At 70.4% G+C, this 21,910-nt stretch carries 22 protein-coding genes; 10 read left to right on the top strand and 12 right to left on the bottom strand.

The features are described 5' to 3' along the window. Positions 1-36: 36 nt before the first annotated feature. Positions 37-1,305, top strand: a complete 1,269-nt coding sequence (gene tyrS / locus OHA03_RS24150; RefSeq protein ID WP_267005880.1) for a tyrosine--tRNA ligase — start codon at positions 37-39, stop codon at positions 1,303-1,305. Between the two features lie 91 nt (positions 1,306-1,396). On the opposite strand, the gene OHA03_RS24145 is transcribed toward tyrS, so the two are convergent. Then, positions 1,397-1,675 (bottom strand): GlsB/YeaQ/YmgE family stress response membrane protein, encoded by a 279-nt coding sequence (locus OHA03_RS24145; RefSeq protein WP_267005879.1) that lies wholly within the window; start codon positions 1,673-1,675, stop codon positions 1,397-1,399. A 202-nt stretch (positions 1,676-1,877) separates the two neighbouring features. Here OHA03_RS24145 and OHA03_RS24140 point away from each other — a divergent pair, with 202 nt between their 5' ends. Continuing rightward, on the top strand, positions 1,878-2,240 hold the full coding sequence (locus OHA03_RS24140) for a DUF3099 domain-containing protein (protein ID WP_267008138.1): 363 nt from the start codon (positions 1,878-1,880) through the stop codon (positions 2,238-2,240). A 220-nt stretch (positions 2,241-2,460) separates the two neighbouring features. Next, the gene (locus OHA03_RS24135) at positions 2,461-2,721 is read left to right on the top strand and encodes a hypothetical protein (RefSeq protein WP_267005878.1); all 261 of its coding nucleotides are present in this window, start codon (positions 2,461-2,463) and stop codon (positions 2,719-2,721) included. 11 nt (positions 2,722-2,732) lie between these two features. Here OHA03_RS24135 and moaA read toward each other — a convergent pair whose 3' ends face one another. The 3 genes from moaA to OHA03_RS24120 all read right to left on the bottom strand — a co-directional run bounded on the left by moaA (position 2,733) and on the right by OHA03_RS24120 (position 5,909). Further along, a complete protein-coding gene (gene moaA, locus OHA03_RS24130) occupies positions 2,733-3,722 on the bottom strand; it encodes a GTP 3',8-cyclase MoaA (protein WP_267005877.1) in 990 nt (329 codons plus the stop codon). A gap of 184 nt (positions 3,723-3,906) precedes the next feature. Further along, entirely contained in the window at positions 3,907-5,547 is a 1,641-nt protein-coding gene (locus OHA03_RS24125; protein ID WP_267005876.1) for a cation acetate symporter, read from the bottom strand. After that, positions 5,544-5,909 carry a DUF485 domain-containing protein gene (locus tag OHA03_RS24120; RefSeq protein ID WP_267005875.1) on the bottom strand — a complete coding sequence of 122 codons (366 nt, stop codon included), beginning with the start codon at positions 5,907-5,909 and terminating at the stop codon, positions 5,544-5,546. The genes OHA03_RS24125 and OHA03_RS24120 overlap by 4 nt, the downstream gene beginning before the upstream one ends. Positions 5,910-6,197: 288 nt before the next feature. On the opposite strand from OHA03_RS24120, the gene OHA03_RS24115 reads away from it, so the two are divergent. Both OHA03_RS24115 and OHA03_RS24110 read left to right on the top strand, forming a co-directional pair. Next, positions 6,198-7,733, top strand: a complete 1,536-nt coding sequence (locus OHA03_RS24115) for a S8 family serine peptidase (protein WP_267005874.1) — start codon at positions 6,198-6,200, stop codon at positions 7,731-7,733. Positions 7,734-7,821: 88 nt separating this feature from the next. Then, positions 7,822-9,273 carry a CoA transferase gene (locus OHA03_RS24110; RefSeq protein ID WP_267005873.1) on the top strand — a complete coding sequence of 484 codons (1,452 nt, stop codon included), beginning with the start codon at positions 7,822-7,824 and terminating at the stop codon, positions 9,271-9,273. Here OHA03_RS24110 and OHA03_RS24105 read toward each other — a convergent pair. The 8 genes from OHA03_RS24105 to OHA03_RS24070 all read right to left on the bottom strand — a co-directional run bounded on the left by OHA03_RS24105 (position 9,263) and on the right by OHA03_RS24070 (position 16,963). Further along, positions 9,263-10,306: a zinc-dependent alcohol dehydrogenase family protein gene (locus OHA03_RS24105; RefSeq protein WP_267005872.1), complete on the bottom strand. Its 1,044-nt coding sequence runs from the start codon at positions 10,304-10,306 to the stop codon at positions 9,263-9,265. The genes OHA03_RS24110 and OHA03_RS24105 overlap by 11 nt on opposite strands. A 21-nt stretch (positions 10,307-10,327) precedes the next feature. Beyond that, positions 10,328-11,017: a lysoplasmalogenase gene (locus tag OHA03_RS24100; protein WP_267005871.1), complete on the bottom strand. Its 690-nt coding sequence runs from the start codon at positions 11,015-11,017 to the stop codon at positions 10,328-10,330. Further along, positions 11,014-11,916, bottom strand: coding sequence for a sterol desaturase family protein (locus OHA03_RS24095; protein WP_267005870.1), 903 nt, complete (start codon positions 11,914-11,916; stop codon positions 11,014-11,016). The genes OHA03_RS24100 and OHA03_RS24095 overlap by 4 nt, the downstream gene beginning before the upstream one ends. Before the next feature lie 107 nt (positions 11,917-12,023). After that, positions 12,024-12,737 (bottom strand): VIT family protein, encoded by a 714-nt coding sequence (locus OHA03_RS24090; protein WP_267005869.1) that lies wholly within the window; start codon positions 12,735-12,737, stop codon positions 12,024-12,026. Positions 12,738-12,767: 30 nt separating this feature from the next. Continuing rightward, positions 12,768-13,997 (bottom strand): amidohydrolase family protein, encoded by a 1,230-nt coding sequence (locus OHA03_RS24085; RefSeq protein ID WP_267005868.1) that lies wholly within the window; start codon positions 13,995-13,997, stop codon positions 12,768-12,770. Further along, complete coding sequence (locus OHA03_RS24080) at positions 13,997-15,271, bottom strand: amidohydrolase family protein (RefSeq protein ID WP_267005867.1); 1,275 nt, start codon at positions 15,269-15,271, stop codon at positions 13,997-13,999. Before OHA03_RS24080 ends, OHA03_RS24085 begins: the two co-directional genes overlap by 1 nt. 10 nt (positions 15,272-15,281) lie before the next feature. Next, complete coding sequence (locus tag OHA03_RS24075; RefSeq protein ID WP_267005866.1) at positions 15,282-16,166, bottom strand: SDR family NAD(P)-dependent oxidoreductase; 885 nt, start codon at positions 16,164-16,166, stop codon at positions 15,282-15,284. Next, on the bottom strand, positions 16,163-16,963 hold the full coding sequence (locus OHA03_RS24070) for an acetoacetate decarboxylase family protein (protein WP_267005865.1): 801 nt from the start codon (positions 16,961-16,963) through the stop codon (positions 16,163-16,165). The genes OHA03_RS24075 and OHA03_RS24070 overlap by 4 nt, the downstream gene beginning before the upstream one ends. Positions 16,964-17,077: 114 nt before the next feature. Between OHA03_RS24070 and OHA03_RS24065 the strand changes: the two genes are divergently transcribed. The 5 genes from OHA03_RS24065 to OHA03_RS24045 all read left to right on the top strand — a co-directional run bounded on the left by OHA03_RS24065 (position 17,078) and on the right by OHA03_RS24045 (position 21,905). Next, entirely contained in the window at positions 17,078-17,704 is a 627-nt protein-coding gene (locus OHA03_RS24065) for a TetR/AcrR family transcriptional regulator (protein WP_267005864.1), read from the top strand. 72 nt (positions 17,705-17,776) lie between these two features. Continuing rightward, entirely contained in the window at positions 17,777-18,802 is a 1,026-nt protein-coding gene (locus OHA03_RS24060) for a DEDDh family exonuclease (RefSeq protein ID WP_267005863.1), read from the top strand. A 64-nt stretch (positions 18,803-18,866) separates the two neighbouring features. Next, on the top strand, positions 18,867-19,100 hold the full coding sequence (locus OHA03_RS24055) for a hypothetical protein (protein WP_078852816.1): 234 nt from the start codon (positions 18,867-18,869) through the stop codon (positions 19,098-19,100). A gap of 71 nt (positions 19,101-19,171) precedes the next feature. Continuing rightward, a complete protein-coding gene (locus tag OHA03_RS24050) occupies positions 19,172-19,987 on the top strand; it encodes an SURF1 family protein (RefSeq protein WP_267008137.1) in 816 nt (271 codons plus the stop codon). A gap of 118 nt (positions 19,988-20,105) precedes the next feature. After that, on the top strand, positions 20,106-21,905 hold the full coding sequence (locus OHA03_RS24045; protein WP_267005862.1) for a glycoside hydrolase family 15 protein: 1,800 nt from the start codon (positions 20,106-20,108) through the stop codon (positions 21,903-21,905). Positions 21,906-21,910 lie beyond the last annotated feature (5 nt).

Genomic DNA, 21,910 nt, shown 5'->3' with positions numbered 1-21,910 from the left:
GGCAGATCAGTACACGTAACAGGGAGACACAGGACAGTGACGGAGATCGTCGACGAGCTGAAGTGGCGCGGGCTGTTCGCCCAGTCCACTGACGAGGACGCATTGCGCAAGGCTCTCGCGGACGGTCCCGTCACGTTCTATTGCGGTTTCGACCCGACCGCGGCGAGTCTGCACGTGGGCCACCTGGTGCAGGTGCTCACCGTGCGCCGGCTGCAGCAGGCCGGGCACCGGCCGCTCGCCCTGGTCGGCGGGGCCACCGGCCAGATCGGTGACCCGCGGCCGACGGCCGAGCGGACGCTGAACGACCCGGAGACGGTCGCGAACTGGGTGACGCGGCTGCGTTCCCAGATCGAGCCGTTCCTCTCCTTCGAGGGCGCGAACGCCGCAGTCATGGTGAACAACCTGGACTGGACCGCGGGCATGTCCGCGATCGAGTTCCTGCGGGACATCGGCAAGCACTTCCGGGTCAACAAGATGCTGACCAAGGACTCGGTCGCCCGTCGGCTGGAGTCCCAGGAGGGCATCAGCTACACGGAGTTCAGCTACCAGCTGCTGCAGGGCATGGACTTCCTGGAGCTGTACCGGCGGTACGGCTGCGCCCTTCAGCAGGGCGGCAGCGACCAGTGGGGCAACCTCACCGCCGGCATCGACCTGATCCACCGCCTGGAGCCGGGCGCCGAGGTGCATGCACTGGCCACGCCGCTGATGGTGAAGGCGGACGGCACCAAGTTCGGCAAGTCCGAGAGCGGGGCCGTCTGGCTCGACCCGGAGATGACGACGCCGTACGCGTTCTACCAGTTCTGGCTGAACGTGGACGACCGGGACATCTCCCCGTACATGCGCATCCTCAGCTTCAGGAGCCGTGCCGAGCTGGAGGAGCTGGAGAAGCTCACCGAGGAGCGTCCGCAGGCCCGGACGGCGCAGCGGGCGCTGGCGGAGGAGCTGACGACCCTGGTGCACGGCGCCGAGCAGTGCGCGTCGGTCATCGCGGCCTCGAAGGCTCTGTTCGGCCAGGGTGAGCTGGGCGATCTGGACGAGGCCACGCTGAGCGCGGCGCTCTCCGAGGTGCCGCACGCCGAGGTCACCGAGCTGGGCCCGCTGGTGGACCTCCTGGTGGAGGTCGGTCTGGCGCCGAGCAAGTCGGGGGCCCGCCGTACGGTCAAGGAGGGCGGCGCCTACGTGAACAACGTCAAGGTCGTGGACGGCGAGGCCGCACCGGCCCGCGAGGAGCTGCTGCACGGGCGCTGGCTGGTGCTGCGCCGGGGCAAGAAGAACCTCGCGGCCATCGAGGTCACGGCCGGCTGACCGGCAGCGGACGACATACGGCGGCCGGGCACGCGACATGCGTGCCCGGCCGTCGCCGCGTCGGACGTCCTGCGGACGCGCGCGCCTGCACTCAGGCCTTCTGCTTTCTGGTACCGCGCATCGATGTCCAGAGCATGTCGCCGAGACCGACGATGACCACGGCGCCGATCAGCTGGAGCAGATGGCGCGTCCAGTCGATGCCCCTGGTCTCGTTGACGCCGATCCACGTCGCGACGGCGTTGCCGATGACGCTGCCGATGATGCCGAAAATGGTTGTCAGCCAGAGTGGGATCTGCTGCTTTCCCGGCAGGATCGCCTTCGCGATCAGGCCGAGGACCAGACCCACGATGATTGCCCACAGCCAACTCATGTCGCCTCCTGGTGCGGCGCGGTGTCGCGCATGTGCGCAAGTCTTGGCGCACAGGCCGTACGACGCATGTCGGACAGGTCCATACGTGCCATGGCTGTGCTGATGTGCGCGAATACTGCGTGCCCCGGTCTCGATGCCTCCGGATGCCGGGCGTACCGTGGAACGGCTCGTGAAGAGCCAGGGGAAGGGTGACGGGAACGTGATGCGGAAGCAGAGTGGTGCGGAGGTCTTCCGGATCACGGGAGCCCGGCAGAGCCTCGCGGACGATGTCCGCGGCAGGCAGCGACGCTATGTGATCTCGATGTCCGTACGGACGGTTTCGGTGATCCTGGCCGCCGTGCTGTGGAACATCGAGAAGCCTGTGGCCATCGTGGCGCTCGCGCTGGGTGTGCTGCTCCCGTACGTCGCCGTGGTCATCGCCAACGCGGGCCGGGAGAACACTCCTTCGCTGCCCTCGACCTTCGTGCCGCCACCCGCCAGGCCGGCACTCGAGGCCGCCCCGCCGGCCGGTCCTGCGGACTCCGACCGGGCCCGTAGCGCCCCGGATCCGCATGAGCACAGCTGAGCTGACGGCACGCCGAATCCTCAAGAAAAGCTCAGATCAATCATGAAGTTCAGGTGCACCGCACCCCGGTCCGCGTGACATACTTCCTAGGCGCTCCGCATCCCCCGTCGGAGCGACAGACCGACGCCGGGCAGCTCCCCCCGTGGCTGCTCGGCGTCGTTTTTCTCCGGCAGGGGATGCGTCAGTAGGCCGACCCCGCGGCTGGCCTAGGGTTGAGTCCGTGAACTTCCCGGACTTCCCCGAAAATGCCGCCGAGAGCGCTGCTTCCGCCGCACCGATCTGTTCCGCCAAGGGCTGCCGTGCGGCCGCCGTATGGGTGCTGGCCTGGAACAACCCGAAGCTGCACACCCCGGAGCGCCGTAAGACCTGGCTGGCCTGCGACGAGCACCGGGAACATCTCTCCTCGTTCCTGGGGATGCGCGGTTTTCTGAAGGATGTCGTGACGCTGGCGGAGTGGGAGTCCTCGGCCGCCGGGGACTGACGCCCGTCCTCCTAGCCGCCGATCGCCGACATCGGGCGGTCGGGCTGCAGGAAGGACGGGTCGTCCAGACCGGATCCGGCCTTCTTTCCCCACATCGCGAGCCGCCAGATGCGGGCGATCTCCTCGTCCGAGGCCTCGGAGCGCAGCGCGCCGCGCAGATCGGTCTCCTCGCGGGCGAACAGGCAGGTCCGCACCTGGCCGTCAGCGGTGAGCCGGGTGCGGTCGCAGGCCCGGCAGAACGGGCGGGTGACGGAGGCGATGACACCGACCCGGTGGGGTCCACCGTCGACGAGCCAGCGCTCGGCGGGGGCTGAGCCTCGCTCGCCGTCGCCCTCGGCGGTGAGCGTGAAGCGGGTGCGCAGGGAGGTGAGTATGTCGCCTGCCGTGATCATGCCGTCGCGCTTCCAGCCGTGCTGGGCGTCGAGCGGCATCTGCTCGATGAAGCGGAGCTCGTATCCGTGTTCCACGGCCCAGGCGAGCAGGTCGGGGGCTTCGTCGTCGTTGAGCCCGGGCATCAGGACGGTGTTGACCTTGACCGGGGTGAGGCCGGCGTCGTGGGCGGCTTCGAGGCCTGCCAGCACGTCGTGGTGACGGTCGCGGCGGGTGAGGGTCTTGAAGACGTCGGGGCGCAGGGTGTCCAGCGAGACGTTGACCCGGTCGAGGCCGGCGGCCTTGAGGGCGGCCGCCGTGCGCTTCAGCCCGATGCCGTTGGTGGTGAGCGACATCTTCGGCCGGGGGGTCAGAGCCGCGCACTGTTCGACGATGGAGACGAGGCCCGGGCGCAGCAGCGGCTCACCGCCGGTGAAGCGGACTTCGTTGATTCCGAGCTGGGTCACGGCGATACGGACGAGCCGGACGATCTCGTCGTCGCTGAGCAGGTCCGGCTTGGCCAGCCACTGCAGGCCTTCTTCGGGCATGCAGTACGTGCACCGCAGATTGCAGCGGTCGGTCAGGGAAACGCGCAGGTCGGTGGCGACCCGATCGTAGGTGTCGATGAGCATGGTGGGCCCCCTCCCCCGGTGGATCCCCGGTTGCGGATCTGACTCTCCCGAGACTACGCGACACCTGTGACAGAGAGGTGGCCCGTTTGACACGAGGGGCGGCACGGCCGCGTCGTAGGACTCTACGACGCGGCCGCGGGATCCGCGCGGTGCGTGACGCAAACTCTTCGGTCGATTCCTCTCGTCAGTGGGCGCCGACGCCGGTGAGGGACTTGACCTCCAGCTCGGCGTACTTGCCCTTGTCCGGCTCCTCCTTCGACAGCAGGGAGCCGAGCCAGCCGAGCAGGAAGCCCAGCGGAATGGAGATGAGGCCCGGGTTCTCCAGCGGGAACCAGGCGAAGTCGGCGTCGGGGAACATCGACGTGGGCTTGGAGGAGACGACCGGGGAGAACAGCACCAGCAGGACGGACGAGGCCAGGCCGCCGTAGATCGACCAGAGGGCGCCCTGGGTGGTGAACCGCTTCCAGAACAGGCTGTACAGGATGGTCGGCAGGTTCGCCGAGGCGGCCACCGCGAAGGCGAGGGCGACCAGTCCGGCCACATTCAGATCGCGGGCGAGGGCGCCGAGACCGATGGAGACGATGCCGATGGCGACGGTCGCCCACTTGGCCGCGCGGACCTCCTCCTTCTCGGTGGCCCTGCCCTTGCGGATGACGTTGGCGTAGATGTCGTGCGCGAACGACGACGAGGACGCCAGGGTCAGGCCGGCGACGACGGCCAGGATGGTGGCGAAGGCGACCGCGGAGATGACGGCGAGCAGGATGGCACCGCCGGTGGAGCCGGAGCCGCCGCCGATCTCCAGTGCGGCCAGCGGGGCCGCCGTGTTGCCCGCCTTGTTCGAGGCGATGATGTCGCCGGGCTTGAGGATCGCCGCAGCGCCGAAGCCGAGCACGATCGTCATCAGGTAGAAGGCGCCGATGATGCCGATGGCCCAGTTCACCGACTTACGGGCGGCCTTGGCGGTCGGCACGGTGTAGAAGCGGATCAGGATGTGCGGGAGTCCGGCGGTGCCGAGGACCAGGGCGATACCGAGCGAGATGAAGTCCAGCTTCGAGGTGCTGGTGGCGCCGTACTTGAGACCGGGCTCCAGGAACGCCTTGCCCTTGCCGCTGTTCTCCGCCGCGCTGCCGAGCAGGTCGGAGATGTTGAAGTGGAACTTCAGCAGGATCAGGAAGGTGATGAGCACGGTGCCCGCGATGAGCAGGACGGCCTTGACCATCTGCACCCAGGTGGTGCCCTTCATGCCGCCGATGGTGACGTACACGATCATCAGCAGACCGACCAGGGCGACGATGGCGATCTTGCCGCCGTCGCTGGTGATGCCGAGCAGCAGCGAAACGAGCACACCGGCGCCCGCCATCTGCGCGAGCAGATAGAAGATCGAGACGACGATGGTGGAGGCGCCCGCCGCGGTACGGACGGGGCGCTGGCGCATCCGGTACGCGAGGACGTCGCCCATCGTGTAGCGACCGGAGTTCCGCAGCGGTTCCGCAACCAGGAGCAGGGCGACGAGCCAGGCGACGAGGAAGCCGATGGAGTACAGGAAGCCGTCGTAGCCGAAGAGCGCGATGGCGCCCGCGATGCCGAGGAACGATGCGGCGGACATGTAGTCGCCGGAGACCGCGAGGCCGTTCTGGAAGCCGGTGAACTGGCGGCCTCCCGCGTAGAAGTCGGCGGCGTCCTTGGTCTGCCGGCCCGCCCACACGGTGATGAACAGGGTCGCGACGACGAAGCAGGCGAACAGCGTGATGATCAGCGGCCGGTGCTCGCTCGCGCCTTCGGCGGCGAGCTGGACGGTGGGGTACGCGGCGTGGGCGGCGCTCATGCGTCGGCCTCCATACGGGACTTGATCGCGGCGGCCTTCGGGTCCAACTTCGCGGCGGCGTGGCGGGAGTAGAGCCAGGCGATGAGGAACGTGGTGAGGAACTGGGCGAGACCGAAGACGAGCGCCACGTTGACGTTGCCGAACAACTTGGTGCCCATGAAGCCGCCCGCGTAGTTCGACAGGAGCACGTAGAGCAGGTACCAGAGGACGAAGGCGATGGTCAGGGGGAAGGCGAACGAACGGTGCGCGTGGCGCAGTTCGGCGAACTCCGCGCTCTCCTGGACCTCGACGAACTCCTCGGTGGTGGGCTGGGCAGGGCCGGTGTCAGGAATGGCCTTGGGCGGCGATGCATCGGTAGCCACGGAATCTCCTCGCGATGCGGATGCGGTGGTGGGGACGGTGGATCTCACAGGAAGACCTCGGTGTCGGGGGGTCGGTGGTGGGCCTCCCCTGACAACGGCACGGAGAGAACGGCGAAGTGGTTCACCGCGGTTTGCCTGTTCTTGAACTCATCCGTTCGGACCGACCTCCGAACGGAGTTCCGTCAACTCATTGATGAGCCGGGATGATCAGCGATAGCTTCGCTCTTCATGTACACGGCCGAACACACCCCGTGTCCGGTCGACTGGCACGGATGATGTGGAGACCCCATGGCTCATCTGGGATCCAGACGGACGCGCGCACTGGCGCTGCCTGTCGGACTGGCCCTCACGGCCTCGCTCGGCTTCCTGCCGACGAGTGCCGCATCCGCCGCTCCGTCGGACGGACTGCCCACAGCGGCGGTCTCGACGGACGGCCCGAAGCTGTCGTACGTCGTCAACACCCGTGGCGGTCAGGGCACCGTCAAGCAGGTGAAGAAGGCGATAGCCCGGGCCGGTGGCACGGTGGTGATCGCCTACGAGCAGATCGGTGTCATAGTCGTCCACTCGCAGAACCCGGAGTTCGCGCAGTCGATCCGCCGGGTCAGGGGGGTCGAGTCGGCGGGGGCCACCCGCACCAACCCCATCGTTCCGCAGGCCACCAAAGACATCGGGGTCGAGCAGTCGCTCTCCGCCGAGCAGGCGCGGGCCGCGGCCGCGGAGGCGACGGCGGATCAGGATCCGATGGAGCCGCTCCAGTGGGATCTGCCCGCCATCAAGGCGGACCAGGCGCACCGGGTGTCGCTGGGGAGCAAGAAGGTCACGGTCGCGGTCATCGACACGGGTGTCGACGACACGCACCCGGACCTGGCTCCGAACTTCGACCGCGGGGCATCGGCGAACTGTGTGAGCGGCGCGCCGGACACGACGGACGGCGCCTGGCGTCCGCAGACCGGTGAGAGCGACCACGGCACGCATGTCGCGGGCACCATCGCCGCCGCGAAGAACGGCATCGGCGTGACCGGTGTCGCGCCGGGCGTGAAGGTGGCGGGCATCAAGGTGGCGACCTCGAGCGGGTTCTTCTACACCGAGGCCGTCGTCTGCGGCTTCGTCTGGGCCGCCGAGCACGGCGTCGATGTCACGAACAACAGCTATTACACCGACCCTTGGCTGTACAACTGCAAGAACGACCCCGACCAGGGCGCCCTGGTGGAAGCGGTCACCCGCGCCAGCCAGTACGCGGAGCGCAAGGGCACGGTCAACGTCGCCGCGGCCGGCAACAGCAGCGAGGACCTGGCCGCCGACACGCTGGAGGACTCGACCAGCCCGAACGACACCACGCCGGTGACCCGGACGATCGACCCGCGGGAGTGCCTCGACATCCCGACGATGCTGCCGGGTGTCGTCACGGTCTCCGCGACCGGCGCCAAGGGCCTGAAGGCCTCGTACTCCAACTACGGTGACGGAGTCATCGATGTGGCCGCCCCGGGCGGCGACTCGACGGTCTACCAGACGCCCGCACCGCCGGCCACGAGCGGTCTGATCCTGTCGACGCTGCCGGGCGGAAAGTACGGCTACAAGGCCGGTACGTCGATGGCCTCCCCGCATGTCGCGGGTGTGGTGGCCCTGATCAAGTCGTCGCACCCGCACGCCTCGGCGGCCGCGGTGAAGGCGCTGCTGGTGAACGAGGCGGACGCCACCGCGTGCGGCGCCCCGTACGACATCAACGGCGACGGCAAGATCGACGCCGTCTGCGAGGGCCCCAGGAACCACAACGGCTTCTACGGTGCCGGTGTGGTGGACGCGCTGGACGCGGTCCGCAGGTAGTCACCACGCGCATCGGGGGAAGGGCCGGGGGCGACTGTCCTCGGCCCTTCCCTCGTACTCCGGTGGCACTGGGTGCCATAGTGCGGTCATGACAGATGTGATCGACACGCAGAGCTCCGGTACGGAGCAGGCATGGGCCGCCCTCGGCGGCGATCCGGCGCTTCTGGACCGTATCGACGGCGGCGGACCGGCCGGGCTGCTGCCCGCGCGGCTGCCGGTCATGGAGCTGGCCCGTTCCACCGTCGCGGTCTCCGCGCTGGCCGCCGCCGAACTGGCCGCGCGCCGTGCAGGCAGCGCCGCCGGACGGGTGGAGCGGGTCCGGGTCGACGACGGTGCGGTGGCCACCGCGTTCCTCAGCGAGCGCCATCTGCGGGTCGACGGGCGCGCGCCGACCAATTTCGCCCCGCTGTCCCGGTTCTGGCGGACGGCCGACGGCCGGGTCCGCACCCACGCCAACTACCCGCACCACCGGGCCCGGTTGCTCACCGCGCTCGACCTGCCCGCCGATGCCGGAGTGGACGCGGTGGCCGCGGTGCTCGCCGAGCGGCGGGCGGTGGAGGTCGAGGAGACGGTGTACGCCGCGGGCGGTCTGGCCGTCGCACTGCGCACTCCCGAGGAGTGGGCGGCGCACGAGCAGGGCGCTGCGATCGCCACACGCCCGCTGCTGACGCTCGACCGGACCGAGGGGCCGGGCCAGGTGGGTCCACGCCGCCTTTCCGCCCTGTCGGGTTCGCCACTGCTGCCCGCGGCCGGACTCCGGGTTCTCGATCTGACCCGTGTCCTGGCCGGTCCGGTGGCCACCCGCACGCTGGCGTTGCTGGGCGCGGACGTCCTGCGGATCGATGCGCCGCAGCTGCCGGAGAGTCAGGACGCCCACAGCGACACGGGGTTCGGCAAGCGGTCGGCCTCCCTGGATCTGGGCGACCGGGCGGACCGGGCGACGTTCGACGAGCTGCTCGCCGCCGCCGATGTGCTGGTCACCGGATACCGGCCGGGCGCACTGGAGGAGTACGGCCTGACGCCGGAGGCGCTCGCCGTACGTCGTCCCGGTCTGGTCGTTGCGCAGGTGTCCGCGTGGGGGCGGTACGGGCCGTGGCACGAGCGGCGCGGATTCGACAGTCTGGTCCAGGTGGCCACCGGGATCGCGGCCGTGGAGGGGGACGCCGGGGCGCCCGGCGCGCTGCCCGCGCAGGCCCTCGACCACGGCACCGGCTATCTGCTGGCGGCGGGCGTGCTGCGGGCACTGACCGAGCAGCACGACGACGGCGGTTCGCGGCTGCTGCGGCTGGCGCTGGGGCAGACGGCGCACTGGCTCTGCGGCGGGCTCACGCGCACGCAGGACTCGTACGGCCCGTCGGAGGCGTACGACCTCTCGGAGACGTACGACCCCGAGAAGTACCTCGGCTCCACGGACAGCGCGCCGGGCCGGCTGCGCTATGCCCTGCCGCCGGTGTCCTTCGCGGGCGGCCCGACGGACTGGTCGCGTCCGCCGGGCCGGTTGGGCGCGGATGCGCCGAAGTGGCTTACCACTACGGCTTGATGAGGACCTTCAGGGCCGTGCGCTCGTCCATGGCCTTGTAGCCGGCGGGAACCTCGTCGAGGCCGATGGTGAGGTCGAAGACGGGCGACGGGTCGATCGTGCCGGCCAGGACGTCGGGGAGCAGTTCCGGAATGTACGTGCGCACGGGGGCGACGCCGCCGCGCAGAGCGATGTTCCGGTCGAACATGACGCCGAGGTCCAGGCCGGTGCCGCTGCCGTGCGGCACGCCGACGTAGCCGATCGAGCCGCCGTCGCGGGTGATCCCGACCGCCGTGCGCATCGACTGCTCGGTGCCGACGGCCTCGATCACGGCGTGGGCGCCCGCGCCGCCGGTCAGTTCCCGTACGGCGGCGACGGCTGCTTCGCCGCGCTCGGCGACGACGTCCGTGGCGCCGAAGGTGCGGGCGATGTCCGTGCGCACCTGGTGGCGGCCGAGCGCGATGATCCGCTCGGCGCCGAGCCGCTTCGCGGCCATGACGCCGCACAGGCCGACCGCCCCGTCACCGACGACCGCGACCGTGGTGCCGGGCTTCACGCCCGCGCCGATGGCGGCGTGGTGCCCCGTACCGAGCACGTCGGACAGGGCCAGGAGCGCCGTGAGCAGGCGGTCGTCGGACGCCGCGGCGGCCGGGAGCTTGACCAGCGTGCCGTCGGCGAACGGGACGCGCACGGCCTCGCCCTGCCCGCCGTCGGAGCCGACCGAGCCCCAGAAGCCGCCCTGCGGGCAGGACGTCGTCAGGCCCTCGGCGCAGTACTCGCAGGTGCCGTCGGACCAGACGAAGGGGGCGACGACGAGGTCACCGGCCGCGAAGCCGCTGACCTCCGGTCCGGCCTCCTCGACGATTCCGATGAACTCGTGGCCGATGCGCTGGCCGGGCCGGCGGGCGGACTCGCCGCGGTACGCCCACAGGTCGCTGCCGCAGATACAGGCCCGCAGGACCCGCAGCACCACATCGGTGGGCTGCTGGATCGTCGGGTCCGGCACCTCCTGGACACGGATGTCGTGGGGGGCGTGGATGACAGTGGCGCGCATGCGTGGGGGTCCTTGCTGATCTCAGATGCTGATACTCCGCTCACCGTACGCCCCAGGGGTGGCAGCGGTCCGTTCCGGGCCCGGTGTGAGCACCCCGACGGTCAGCAGGAGCTGCGCCACGATGTACGTGAGCATGACCCAGAAGTCCGGCGCGGGCAGCTGCGGCCAGTCGGCGATGCCGGTGGCGATGAGCGCGTCGGACAGCAGGAAGAGCGCCCCGCCGAGCGCGGCGTACCGGCCGCGGGTGCTGGACCGGTAGGCCATCGCGGTGAGCAGCAGGCTGTAGCCGGCCATCGGGATCCGCAGGTCCGCGGGGAGCCCGCCCCAGATGAGGGCGACGAAGCCGACGAGGACCGCCGCGTACCCCGCGCCGAGCAGCAGGGAGCTGCGGGCCCGCCCGAAGAGCCACAGATAGCAGACATGGCCTGCGGCGAAGGAACCCATGCCGATGAGGAAGGCGGCATCGGCGTCGGGCAGCAGGAGTGTGTCGCCGCCCCAGCCGAAGAGCAGCGCGGCGATGAGCAGCCGGGGTCCGCGGCGGGCGGCGGCGTACCCGGCGAGCAGCGGCATCAGCAGCGGCTTGGCGACGAGGTGCGCGAGACGTACATCGGCGAGAACGCCGACGAGATCGACGGCGGAGGCGACGAGAAACGCGATGAGCAGGGGGCGTACGAACCGTGCCCGGGCGTCCGTGACGGCTCCGGCGCTCATCCGGTGCTCTCCCGGACGGGAGCGGCGGTGGAGGCAGCGCCGGAGGTGGTGGTCGAGGCGGCCGTCGACGCCGGCTGCCAGCCCGGCCCGCGGAAGATCCGGCCGGCCCGCTCGCCCCAGCTGTCCGCCGCCCGCACGTCCCGGGCGATCGCGGCGTACTCATGTGTCGCGACGCGCAGCGGGTTGTAGGTGGCGATGTTCTTGGTGAGCCCGTAGACGGGCCGCTCCGTCTCGGCTGCGAAGGAGCCGAAGAGCCGGTCCCACAGGATCAGGATGCCGCCGAAGTTCCGGTCGAGATAGCCGCCCTGGGAGGCGTGGTGCACCCGGTGGTGGGAGGGCGTGTTCAGTACGTACTCGAAGGGCCTGGGCAGCTTGTCGATCCGCTCGGTGTGCACCCAGAACTGGTAGACGAGATTGGCCGACGAGCAGAACGCCAGCGCCGCCGGATGGACACCGCAGGCGATGAGCGGAACGTAGAACGGCCAGACGGTCAGCGAGGTCCAGGGCTGGCGCAGCGCGGTGGTGAGGTTGAACTTCCGGCTGGAGTGGTGGACCACGTGGCAGGCCCAGAGGATCCGGATGACGTGGTGGCCGCGGTGGGACCAGTAGTAGAAGAAGTCCTGCGCGAGCAGCATCAGCAGGATCGTCCACCACAGGACGGGAACGCGGAGCGGGGTCAGCTCGTAGACCGCGGAGTAGATCGCCACGATGGGCACTTTCCACAGCAGATCGAACACGAGACTGCCGAGCCCCATGGTGACGCTGGTGACGGCGTCCTTGGTCTCGTACCCGGCGGCGTCCTCGTCGGGGTGAATGCGGGCGCTGACCATTTCGACAACGGTGAGCAGGACGAAGGCCGGTATGGACCACAGCACGACATCGGGCAGGTTCGGCTCCATGCGAGCACCGTAGAGCGCGGGGTCGACCGGGACTAGACGTTGTTACCAACAAGTATGCGAGACGCGATGTCAGCAACCTTTGGTGACTTCTGCCAACGCGGGCCGGATCAGACCCCGACCGCTCCCAGCAACGCCCCCGCCGCATAGGTGACCCCCATGGCCGCCGCTCCCCCGCCCATGTTCCGCAGCACCGCGCGCCCCACCGCCGCGTCGCCCAGCCGCGCGCTCCACCACCCGGTGAGCGCCAGCGCCGCCAGTACCGCAAGTACCGTGATGACCAGCCGAAGCGACGCCGGTGGCAGCACGATCGCCAGCAGCGGCAGCAGCGCTCCCGCCGTGAAGGCCAGGCAGCTCGCGCCGGCGGCGTGCCACGGGTTCGTCAGATCGTCCGGGTCGATCCCCAGCTCCACCTCCGCGTGAGCGCGCAGCGCGTCGCGCTCGGTGAGCTGGAGGGCTGCCTCGCGGGCGACTTCCCGGCTCAGCCCCTTGCCCTCCAACAGGCCGGTGAGCTCGGCGAGTTCCGCCTCCGGGGTCTCCTGCAGCTCCCGCTTCTCCGTCGCCAGCGCGGCCTGCTCCGAGTCGCGCTGGGTGGACACCGACACGTATTCGCCCGCCGCCATCGACATGGAGCCGGCCAGCAGCCCGGCGAGGCCCGCCGTCAGCAGGGCCCCGCGGTCACCGGTGGCTCCGGCGACGCCGACGACGAGGCCCGCCGTGGAGACCACGCCGTCGTTGGCGCCGAGGACCGCGGCGCGCAGCCAGTTCAGCCGCGCGCCGAGGCCGTTGCCGTGGGACTCGTCATGCGCCTGGGTATCCGTCACCCGGGGATGCTCTCACCTCACCGCGCCCCGTCACCACACGCGGACCGACCCGCCCGGCGCGAAGGCCGGGCTGGTCGCGTCGGCCGGGGCCTCCTTCAGGGGCTCGGCGATCTCGTCGACCGTCGGGCCGGTCGTCGCGGCGATGCGGTCGAGTGCGGCCAGGTCGAAGCCGTAGACGCGGGCCGCGTTACCGCCGACCATCGCCGCGATCTCGTCGGGCGGGAGTCCGGCGTACGCGATCCGCAGGCCCTCCCGTGAATAGGGGGCGGTGCCCTCGTCGTGCGGGTAGTCGCTGCCCCACATGATCTTGTCGAGGCCGATCCGGTCGCGCAGCGGCACCTCGTGGGGGCGCATGAAGCTGGCGCCGACGAAGCAGTTGTCGCGCCAGACCTCGCCGGGACTCGCTCCCATCGAAGCGGCAAGCCCCGCACCGAACTTGGATTCGGCGGTGGATGTCCGGGAGGCCGCAGCGACCAGGCGGCCGTGGTAGTAGTCGAGCATCTCGACGACGCCCGGGATCCAGCCGGAGCCCTGTTCGGTGAGGACCAGTTTCAGTCCGGGGTGGCGGCGGAAGGCCCCGCCGAAGATCAGGTGCCACAGCGCCCGGTGGGAGAACCAGGTCGTCTCCACCATGAAGACGGCGCGCGCCGCGGGTTCGTCGCCGAGCGGCGGGGAGGCCGATCCGCCGTGGTGGTTCACCGGTACGTCCAGCTCCTCGCAGACCGCCCACAGCGGGTCGTACACCTGGGAGTACAGCTCCGGGATGCCGGATCCCGGCGGGGTTCCGGGCAGCAGGATGCCGCCGGTGAGCCCTGCCTCCTTGGTGCGGCGGACCTCGCGGACCGCCTCCGCCGGGTCGTTGAGGAGGATCTGTGCGACGCCCGCCCGCCGGCCGGGTGCGTCGGCACAGAAGTCGGCGAGCCAGCGGTTGTGGGCGCGCAGGCCCGCCCAGCGCTGTTCGTACTCCTCCGGCGAGGGAGCGGGAGCCATCAGGGAGGCCGAGGGGAAGAACGGGGGGATGGTGTTGGGGAATACGACCTCCGCGACGATGCCGTCCGCCGCCAGCTCGGCAAGGCGGCGTGCGGAGTTCCAGTTGCGGTCGGCGGTGTCGGCGAGGAGGTCCGCGTACGGATTGACGTAGCCGGCCGCCCAGGCGTCGAAATCGTCGTGGTACCTGGACTCCAGGTACGGCCTGTAGTCGAGGAGGTCGGCGCCCGCGTGACAGTCGGCGGAGATGACGGTGTAGCGCTCGCGGGACATCAGCCGACCCCCAGGACCGGGAAGTCGTGGTCGGTCAGCCAGTGCCGGCCGACCTCGCGCGAGCGTGCCCAGGACGCTTCGGCCGCCGTCTGGTCGGCGCTCTGGCCCAGCTCCTGCGGGGTCGGGCCGATGCGCCGGGCGATCGGCGCGAGCTTCGCCGTGTCGAAGCCGAAGACCTCGGCGGCGGCGAGTCCCAGCATCCGGCGGGTCTCGGCCACCGGGATGTCGTGGAAGGTGGTGCGCAGCCAGCCGGCGGTGTTCGGCCAGGTGCCTTCGGGGTGCGGGAAGTCGCTGCCCCACAGGATGTTGTCGACGCCGATCTCGTACCGCTGGGCGAGCTCGCGGCGCTTGGTGTTGGTGGCGCAGATGAAGACCTGGCGGTCCAGGTACTCGTGCGGGGGACGCTTCAGCTCGGCGAACGGCGAGAGTTTCTTTCCGCCGTGGGCGCCGAGGTAGAGCCGGTCCATGAACCAGAGGAGGTTCGGCAGCCACCAGCAGCCGGACTCGGCGACGCCGAACCTCAGTCCCGGGTGGCGTTCGAAGGCGCCCGACCACAGGAGGAACCAGAGCGGGCGGGACGGCCACCAGGTGACCTCGGAGACGTAGATCCCCAGATGGTCGCCGTACTCGTGGCGCGGGGCCGCGCCGGAGTGGGTGACGACCGGCATTCCCGTCTCGGCGGCGGACGCCCACACGGGGTCGTAACGGCGGTCGTGGTACGGGGCCTTGTCGACCCACATGGAGGGGATCATCAGCGCCCCGAGACCCGACTCCTTGGCCCGGTGGATCTCGGCGACGACACGGTCGACCTCACCGGTGACGGGCAACAGGGCCACTCCGCAGTGCCGTTCGGGGTTCTGCGAGACGAAGTCGGCGAGCCACCGGTTGTGGGCCTGCGCGCCGGCCATGCCGAGTTCCGGGTCCTGGTCGCCGGAGAGGCCGAGGCCGACGCCGAACGGAGCGGCGGTCCGGCTGTCGACGGCGTCCGCGTCCGGGAAGACGACCTCGGCCGCCACCCCGTCGCCGTCGAGCTCCTTGAGCCGCTGTGCGGCGTCCCAACCGCCCCTCAGACCTTCCTCGTTGTCGTGGAACCACTTGTCGGCGAAGGCCTCGTTGCGTACGCCGAGGCGGGTCATCTCCTCGCGGCGCCGGTCGCGCCCGTCGAGGAAGTCGTCGAACTCCCGGTGGAAGCGGGCGTCCAGATAGGGCCGGTACTCCTCGGTGGGCAGTCCGGCGTGGCAGTCGGAGGAGATGATCAGATACGGGTCGGTCATCGCTCGCCCCTCAGTCGAGTATGAAGCTCTCCAGGTACGACGGGTTCGCCCGGTCGAGCATCGACTGCGACCTGGCGCGGATCTGCCGGTCGCTGTGCTCGCTCGGCGGCAGCAGCCAGAAGCGGTCGGCGCGGATTCCGTCCACGACCGTGCCCGCGACCTCCTCCACCGGGGTGAACTCGACCTCGTGGCCCGCCGCCCTCATGGCGGACTCCCACTGGTCGAGGCTGCGGTACGGGGTCCGGCGCGGCCGCTCCTTGGCGTACCGCTCGGGCCGGTTGCGGTGCGACTCCCACAGTCCGGTACGGAGCATGTGCGGGCCGGGGAAGAGCACCGAGGCGCCGACGGCCCCGCCCTCCGCCTTCAGATGCGCGTAGAGCGACTCGGTCATCGTGACGACGGCGGACTTGGTGACCGCGTAGACGGAGGCGGTCGGCAGCGGGGCGATGCCGCCGTCGCCGGACGAGGTGTTGACGACCCGTCCGGGCTCGCCGCCCTCGATCATCCGGGGCACGAAGGCCTGGATGCCGTGGAAGACGCCCCACACATTGACGGCGAACGCCCACTTCCAGTCGTTCGGCTCGTGCTCCCACATCCGGCCCTCGGCACCGGAGCCGACGCCCGCGTTGTTGCACAGCACATGGACGGCGCCGAAGGTGTCGTATGCGGCGTCGGCGAGGGCCTGGACGGAGTCCCCCTCGCTGACGTCGACCACCCGCGCCAGCACCTGCGCACCGTCCTCGCGCAGCTCCCCCGCCGCCTTGTCGAGCGCGCCCTCCTCCACGTCGGCGAGGACGACCTTCAGTCCCTCGGCCGCGAACCTGCGGGCCATCGCGAGCCCGATGCCGCTCGCGGCGCCGGTGACGACGGCGACCTGCCCCTCCCCCAGCCTCATCGGACACTCCCCTGCGGCGGGCCGTCGTGGATCTGCTGCGGATCGTCGTAGCGCTGGTGGATGTACGGCAGCAGCGCCTCGGCGCTCACCCGCTCGACGGCCCTGCCCTGCTGGTCGCTGGTCTTCTCGCCGATGGTCAGATCGATCAGCCGGCGTACGGGGAGGTCGGCGACCGGGTCGTACATCGACTCGCGCAGCACCACATCGCCCGAGATCCGCTCCAGCTTGCGGACCTTCTCGTGGCGGATGCAGTGGATCAGCACGGGATCGGCGTCGAAGCCCTCACCGTCCACGGCGGGCAGGAACTTGAAGTAGAAGTCGAGTTTCTCCGCCGGTTCGGGCAGCGGCAGCTGCTCGCCGATCGCGCCGCGTATCTCGACGAACGCGATGCCGTGCCGGACGAGCGCGGCCCGGACGACGGGTCCGTCGCGCTCGACGGTCACCTCACCCAGCTTCTTCGGCTCGCCGAAGACCTCACGGCCGCCGATCAGTGCCCGCTCGTGGGTCATCGGCATGACGAGCGGATACCAGCCCTCGCGTCCGTCGTGGACGGCGGAGACGGCGACGGAGCCCGCGCCGAGCGGATATCCGGGGAGGTCGACCTTGCTGATGGCGGCGCGGACGAGCGGGCGTTCGGCGGGTTTGAGGGGCGGCGGCAGGACCGCCGCCACCGCGTCGGGGTCGCTCTCCCAGACGGCGACCACCCCGGTGGACCAGATGTCGGGGAGCTTGGAGCGGGCTGTGCGGGCCGTCGCGATCTCGGCGTCGGTGCGCGCGCCGTACCGTACACGTGCCATGGACGTACCACCCTTCTCGGTTGTCCGTGCCCGGGTTCTGTAACACAGTTACACCGGCGCGAATGAAGGGTAAATAGGCGTGCATGTAACGGGGTTCGAAGGACTGGGAGCACTGTGGCGCGATCGTCGCTGACCCGCGAAGAGGTTCTGGAGGCCGCTGCCGCCCTGGTGCGGCAGCACGGCCCGGAGGCCCTCACCATGCGCAAGCTGGCCGCCGAGCTGGGCACGGCGGTCACCTCGATCTACTGGCATGTCGGCAATCGCGAATCGCTGCTCGACGCCCTGGTGGAGCGCACCGTCCAGGAGATGGGCGCCGTCCGGCCGGCCGGACGGACCCCGGTGGCCCGGATCGTCTCCGTCGCCCAGGGTCTGCGCCGCGAACTGCGCGCCCACCCCCACCTGATCGCGATGGTCCATGAACGCGGTCTCACGGAGCGGATGTTCCTGCCCGCGCAGCAGGCCCTCGTCCACGAGATGCACGCCGCGGGGCTGCGCGGGGCGCGGGCCGCCGACGCGGTACGGGCGGTGCAGTTCCAGACCGTCGGCTTCCTGCTCGTCGAACGCAACCGGGAACGCTCCCCGGTCCAGTCCCCCGGCGAGGGTGATCTCTGGGACGCGGTCACGGCCGAGCACGACCCGGCGCTGGCCCGCGCGCTCGCCATCCCCGCCGACCAGGAACGACTGTTCACGGCGTCGATGCGCGCGCTGGTCAACGGACTGCTCGCCACCGGTGGAAGCTAGCCGGCCCCTGGCCGGGCGGCTCGAACAGAACGCTCCCGGATGGGGGGCTGTCAGTCCCGGCCCGTATTCTCTGTGACCATGCTCGACGACCGCCAGACCGCAGCACCGTGGCCGACCGCCTACCCACAGGGGTACGCGGTCGTCGACGTGGAGACCACGGGACTCGCCCGGGACGACCGGATAGTGTCCGCTGCCGTCTACCGGCTGGACGCGCAGGGCAACGTCGAGGACCACTGGTACACCCTCGTCAACCCGGAGCGGGACCCCGGCCCCGTCTGGATCCACGGCCTGACCAGCGATGTCCTGGAGGGTGCCCCACTCTTCCCGGAAGTCGCCGCCGAGCTGTCCGAGCGGCTCGCGGGCCGCGTGCTCGTCGCGCACAACGCCGCCTTCGACTGGTCGATGCTGGCCCGGGAGTACGCGCGCGCCGCGGTCGTCGCCCCGGTCGAGCACCGGCTCTGCACCATCGCGCTCTCCAAGGAGCTCCGGCTGCCGCTGCCCAACCACAAGCTGCAGTCGCTGGCCGCGCACTTCGGAGTCGTACAGCAGCGTGCGCACCACGCGCTGGACGATGCCCGGGTGCTGGCCGAGGCGTTCCGGCCGAGCCTGCATGCAGCGGCGCGCGACGGGGTGCGGCTGCCGCTGCTGGAGTGCCGCCCGCTGACCGAGTGGTCGGATTCCCCGGTCACCCCGCGGGTCGGCTACCAGCCGTCGTACGGCGGCCAGAGCAGCTGGCGCCCTTCGCGCAAGCGGCCGGCCTGCCCATATCCGAACCCGGGGCGGTACGACAAGGACAAACCGCTCATGCAGGGCATGCGAGTGGCGTTCTCCGGGGACACCTCCATCGACCGCGAGCTGCTGGAGGACCGGGCGATCGAGGCCGGGCTGCATGTGGCGACCAGCGTCTCCCGGCTGACCAGCCTGCTGGTCACCAACGACCCCGACGCGGCGACGTCGAAGACGGTGAAGGCAAAGGCGTTCGGCACACCGATCGTGGACGAGGGCGCCTTCACCCATCTGCTGCGGGATGTGGCACAGGTGTCGACGACGACGGGGGCCCCGGTGGCTCCCGCCCTGCCGACGCCGTCATCGGAGTGAACCGGGGACGACTCGCCCGTCCGCCGCTCGCCGCCCGGCACCCCCGCGTCCCACCCTGTGGCGCATGGCACGTTGTGAAGTTTGCGGAAACGACTACGGCATGTCGTTCGAGGTGCACGCGCAGGGCGCGGTGCATGTCTTCGACTGTTTCTCCTGCGCCATTCACCGGATGGCGCCCATCTGTGAGCACTGCCGGGTCCAGGTCATCGGCCAGGGTGTCGAGGTGGACGGGCACTGGTTCTGCGGCGGTCACTGCGCCCGGGCCGAGGGGAAGGTGGGCATCATCGACAAAGTCTGACCACCGGCCGGACGGCCCGTTCCGCCACCCCCTCCGCGATGCACCCCATGACGCAGTTGTACGGTCGTGGGGTGTACCGCTTCCTGTTGACCCGGCAGTGGCTGATCCTCGCCCTCCTCACCCTCGTCCTCATTCCCACGATGGTCGAGCTGGGCTTCTGGCAGCTGCACCGGCATGAGCACCGGGTGGCGCAGAACACTCTGATCTCGCACAACCTCAAGGCGAAACCGGTTCCGGTCGCCACGCTCACCTCCCCGGGTCACACGATCCCGCGCTCCGACTACTGGCGTGCGGTGACGGCCACGGGGACGTACGACACGGAGCACGAGGTCGTCGTGCGCCGCCGGACCTCCACCGACGGAAGCATCGGTTTCCACGTAGTGATCCCGCTCGACCTCAAGGGCGGCGGTACGGTTCTGATCAACCGCGGCTGGGTCCCCGCCGCCGACGACCAGCGCGCGTTCCCGGACGTCCCGGCCGTGCCCAAGGGCGAGGTGACCGTCACGGGGCGGCTCAAGGCCGACGAGACGACGGGAACAAGCGGCATCAAGGACCTGTCGGACCTGCCGGACCGCCAGGTGATGCTGATCAACAGCGCCCAGCAGGCCAAGGCGCTCTCCCGGCCGGTCCTCGGCGGCTACATCGAGCAGACCGGGCCCGAACCGGCCGGCGACGTCCCCGAGCTGATCGAGGCCCCCGACGACAGCTCCATCGGTCCGCACATGGCGTATGCGGTCCAGTGGTGGCTGTTCGCCGCGGGCGTACCGGTCGGATATGTGGTGCTGGCCCGGCGCGAGAAGCGCGACCGGGTGGAGGCCGCGGCCAAGGCCGAGGCCTCGGGAGAGCCGGAGTCGGAGCCGGAGAAGCCCGAGCCGGCGACGGCCTGACACGGTGCCCGCGACAGCTCGACCGGTGGCCGCTGGACCGGTTCCGCGGCAGGAGTCTGCGGCCGCCCGTGGGACATCGGCTGCTTAGCGAGGCTCCGGTTCGGGAACACGGCAGAACGTGACCCCACGCATCGAGGACTACGCCCTCATCGGCGATCTGCAGACAGCCGCCCTGGTCGGCAGGAACGGTTCTGTGGACTGGCTCTGTCTGCCCCGCTTCGACTCGGGCGCCTGCTTCGCCGCCCTGCTCGGCGACGACGACAACGGCCACTGGCGGATCGCCCCGAAGGGCGCGGACGTCTGCACCCGGCGCGGCTACGTGGATGACTCCCTCGTCCTGGAGACGTTCTGGGAGACCCGCACCGGCACCGTCAAGGTCATCGACTTCATGCCGCAGCGCGACCAGGAACCCGATGTCATGCGGATCGTCGAGGGGATCAGCGGCACCGTCGACATGACATCGGTGATCCGGCTGCGCTTCGACTTCGGCTCCATCGTGCCGTGGGTGCGCCGCTCGCAGGGCCACCGGGTGGCGGTCGCCGGACCCGACTCGGTCTGGCTGCGCAGCGAGCCACCGGTCAAGACATGGGGGCAGGAGTTCTCCACCTGCTCGTCGTTCAGCGTCTCCGCGGGCGAGCAGGTGGCGTTCGTACTGACCTGGCACCCCTCGCACTCGCCGCGCCCCGATCTCGTCGATCCGCACGAGGCGCTGAAGAACACCCTTTCCGACTGGGCCGAGTGGTCGGCCCGCTGCAAGTACCGGGGCCCGTACCGGGAATCCGTGATCCGCTCGCTGATCACCCTCAAGGCGCTCACCTTCGCCCCGACCGGCGGCATCGTGGCCGCCCCCACCACATCGCTGCCGGAGGAGATCGGCGGCGTACGGAACTGGGACTACCGCTTCTGCTGGCTGCGGGACTCCACCCTGGCGCTCAACGCGCTGCTCTCGGCCGGCTACGTGGGGGAGGCCGCCGCCTGGCGGGACTGGCTGCTGCGCGCCGTCGCCGGGGACCCCGCCGACCTGCAGATCATGTACGGCCTGTCGGGCGAACGGAGGCTGCCCGAGGCGGAGCTGCCGTGGCTGAGCGGATACGAGAACTCCAGCCCGGTCCGGATCGGCAACGCGGCGGTCCGGCAGCGGCAGCTCGATGTGTACGGAGAGGTCATCGACTCGCTCCGGCTCGCGCGCGAGGCCGGCCTGGCCGATCAACCGCACGCCTGGAGCCTGCAGCTCAGCCTGCTCGGGTTCCTGGAGTCCACCTGGCGCGAGCCGGACGAGGGGCTCTGGGAGATCCGCGGCCAGCGCCGCCACTTCGTGCACTCGAAGGTGATGGCCTGGGTCGCCGCCGACCGCGCGGTGCGCACCCTGGAGGCGAACCCGTCGCTGGCCGGGGACGCCCAACGGTGGCGGGTGATGCGGGACGCCGTGCACCGGGAGGTGTGCGAGAAGGGGTACGACCCGGTACGGAACACGTTCACGCAGTCCTACGGCTCCCGGGACCTGGACGCCGCGACGCTGCTGATCGCCCGGACCGGATTCCTGCCGCCGGACGATCCGCGACTCGTCGGCACGGTCGACGCGGTCCGGGACGAGCTGGGCAGCGACGGTCTGGTCCGTCGCTACAGCACGGAGGGTGTCTCCATCGACGGGCTGCCGGGGGGCGAAGGGGCGTTCCTGGCGTGCTCGTTCTGGCTGGCGGACGCGCTGCGCCTGACCGGGCGCGCCGAGGAGGCCACCGAACTCTTCGAGCGGCTTCTCGCGCTCCGCAACGATGTCGGGCTGCTCGCCGAGGAGTACGACACCGTGGCGCGGCGGCAGCTGGGCAATTTCCCGCAGGCATTCAGCCATATCGGACTGGTGGGCACCGCGGTCGCACTGACCGGGGAGGACATGCTGGAGGCCGAGACGGCAGGATAGGGGCC

The organism is Streptomyces sp. NBC_00154, assembly GCF_026342835.1.
Taxonomy (GTDB): domain Bacteria; phylum Actinomycetota; class Actinomycetes; order Streptomycetales; family Streptomycetaceae; genus Streptomyces.
The sequence above is the reverse complement of the archived record's forward strand: the minus strand, read 5'-3'. Positions and strand labels throughout refer to the sequence as shown.

What these genes read in the sequence shown, in the direction of transcription:
- OHA03_RS24145 (WP_267005879.1), bottom strand. Translation starts at nt 1,675, where the DNA reads ATGAGTTGGCTGTGGGCAATCATCGTGGGTCTGGTCCTCGGCCTGATC.
- OHA03_RS24140 (WP_267008138.1), top strand. Translation starts at nt 1,878, where the DNA reads ATGCGGAAGCAGAGTGGTGCGGAGGTCTTCCGGATCACGGGAGCCCGG.
- moaA (WP_267005877.1), bottom strand. Translation starts at nt 3,722, where the DNA reads ATGCTCATCGACACCTACGATCGGGTCGCCACCGACCTGCGCGTTTCC.
- OHA03_RS24125 (WP_267005876.1), bottom strand. Translation starts at nt 5,547, where the DNA reads ATGAGCGCCGCCCACGCCGCGTACCCCACCGTCCAGCTCGCCGCCGAA.
- OHA03_RS24115 (WP_267005874.1), top strand. Translation starts at nt 6,198, where the DNA reads ATGGCTCATCTGGGATCCAGACGGACGCGCGCACTGGCGCTGCCTGTC.
- OHA03_RS24110 (WP_267005873.1), top strand. Translation starts at nt 7,822, where the DNA reads ATGACAGATGTGATCGACACGCAGAGCTCCGGTACGGAGCAGGCATGG.
- OHA03_RS24105 (WP_267005872.1), bottom strand. Translation starts at nt 10,306, where the DNA reads ATGCGCGCCACTGTCATCCACGCCCCCCACGACATCCGTGTCCAGGAG.
- OHA03_RS24100 (WP_267005871.1), bottom strand. Translation starts at nt 11,017, where the DNA reads ATGAGCGCCGGAGCCGTCACGGACGCCCGGGCACGGTTCGTACGCCCC.
- OHA03_RS24095 (WP_267005870.1), bottom strand. Translation starts at nt 11,916, where the DNA reads ATGGAGCCGAACCTGCCCGATGTCGTGCTGTGGTCCATACCGGCCTTC.
- OHA03_RS24085 (WP_267005868.1), bottom strand. Translation starts at nt 13,997, where the DNA reads ATGTCCCGCGAGCGCTACACCGTCATCTCCGCCGACTGTCACGCGGGC.
- OHA03_RS24080 (WP_267005867.1), bottom strand. Translation starts at nt 15,271, where the DNA reads ATGACCGACCCGTATCTGATCATCTCCTCCGACTGCCACGCCGGACTG.
- OHA03_RS24075 (WP_267005866.1), bottom strand. Translation starts at nt 16,166, where the DNA reads ATGAGGCTGGGGGAGGGGCAGGTCGCCGTCGTCACCGGCGCCGCGAGC.
- OHA03_RS24070 (WP_267005865.1), bottom strand. Translation starts at nt 16,963, where the DNA reads ATGGCACGTGTACGGTACGGCGCGCGCACCGACGCCGAGATCGCGACG.
- OHA03_RS24055 (WP_078852816.1), top strand. Translation starts at nt 18,867, where the DNA reads ATGGCACGTTGTGAAGTTTGCGGAAACGACTACGGCATGTCGTTCGAG.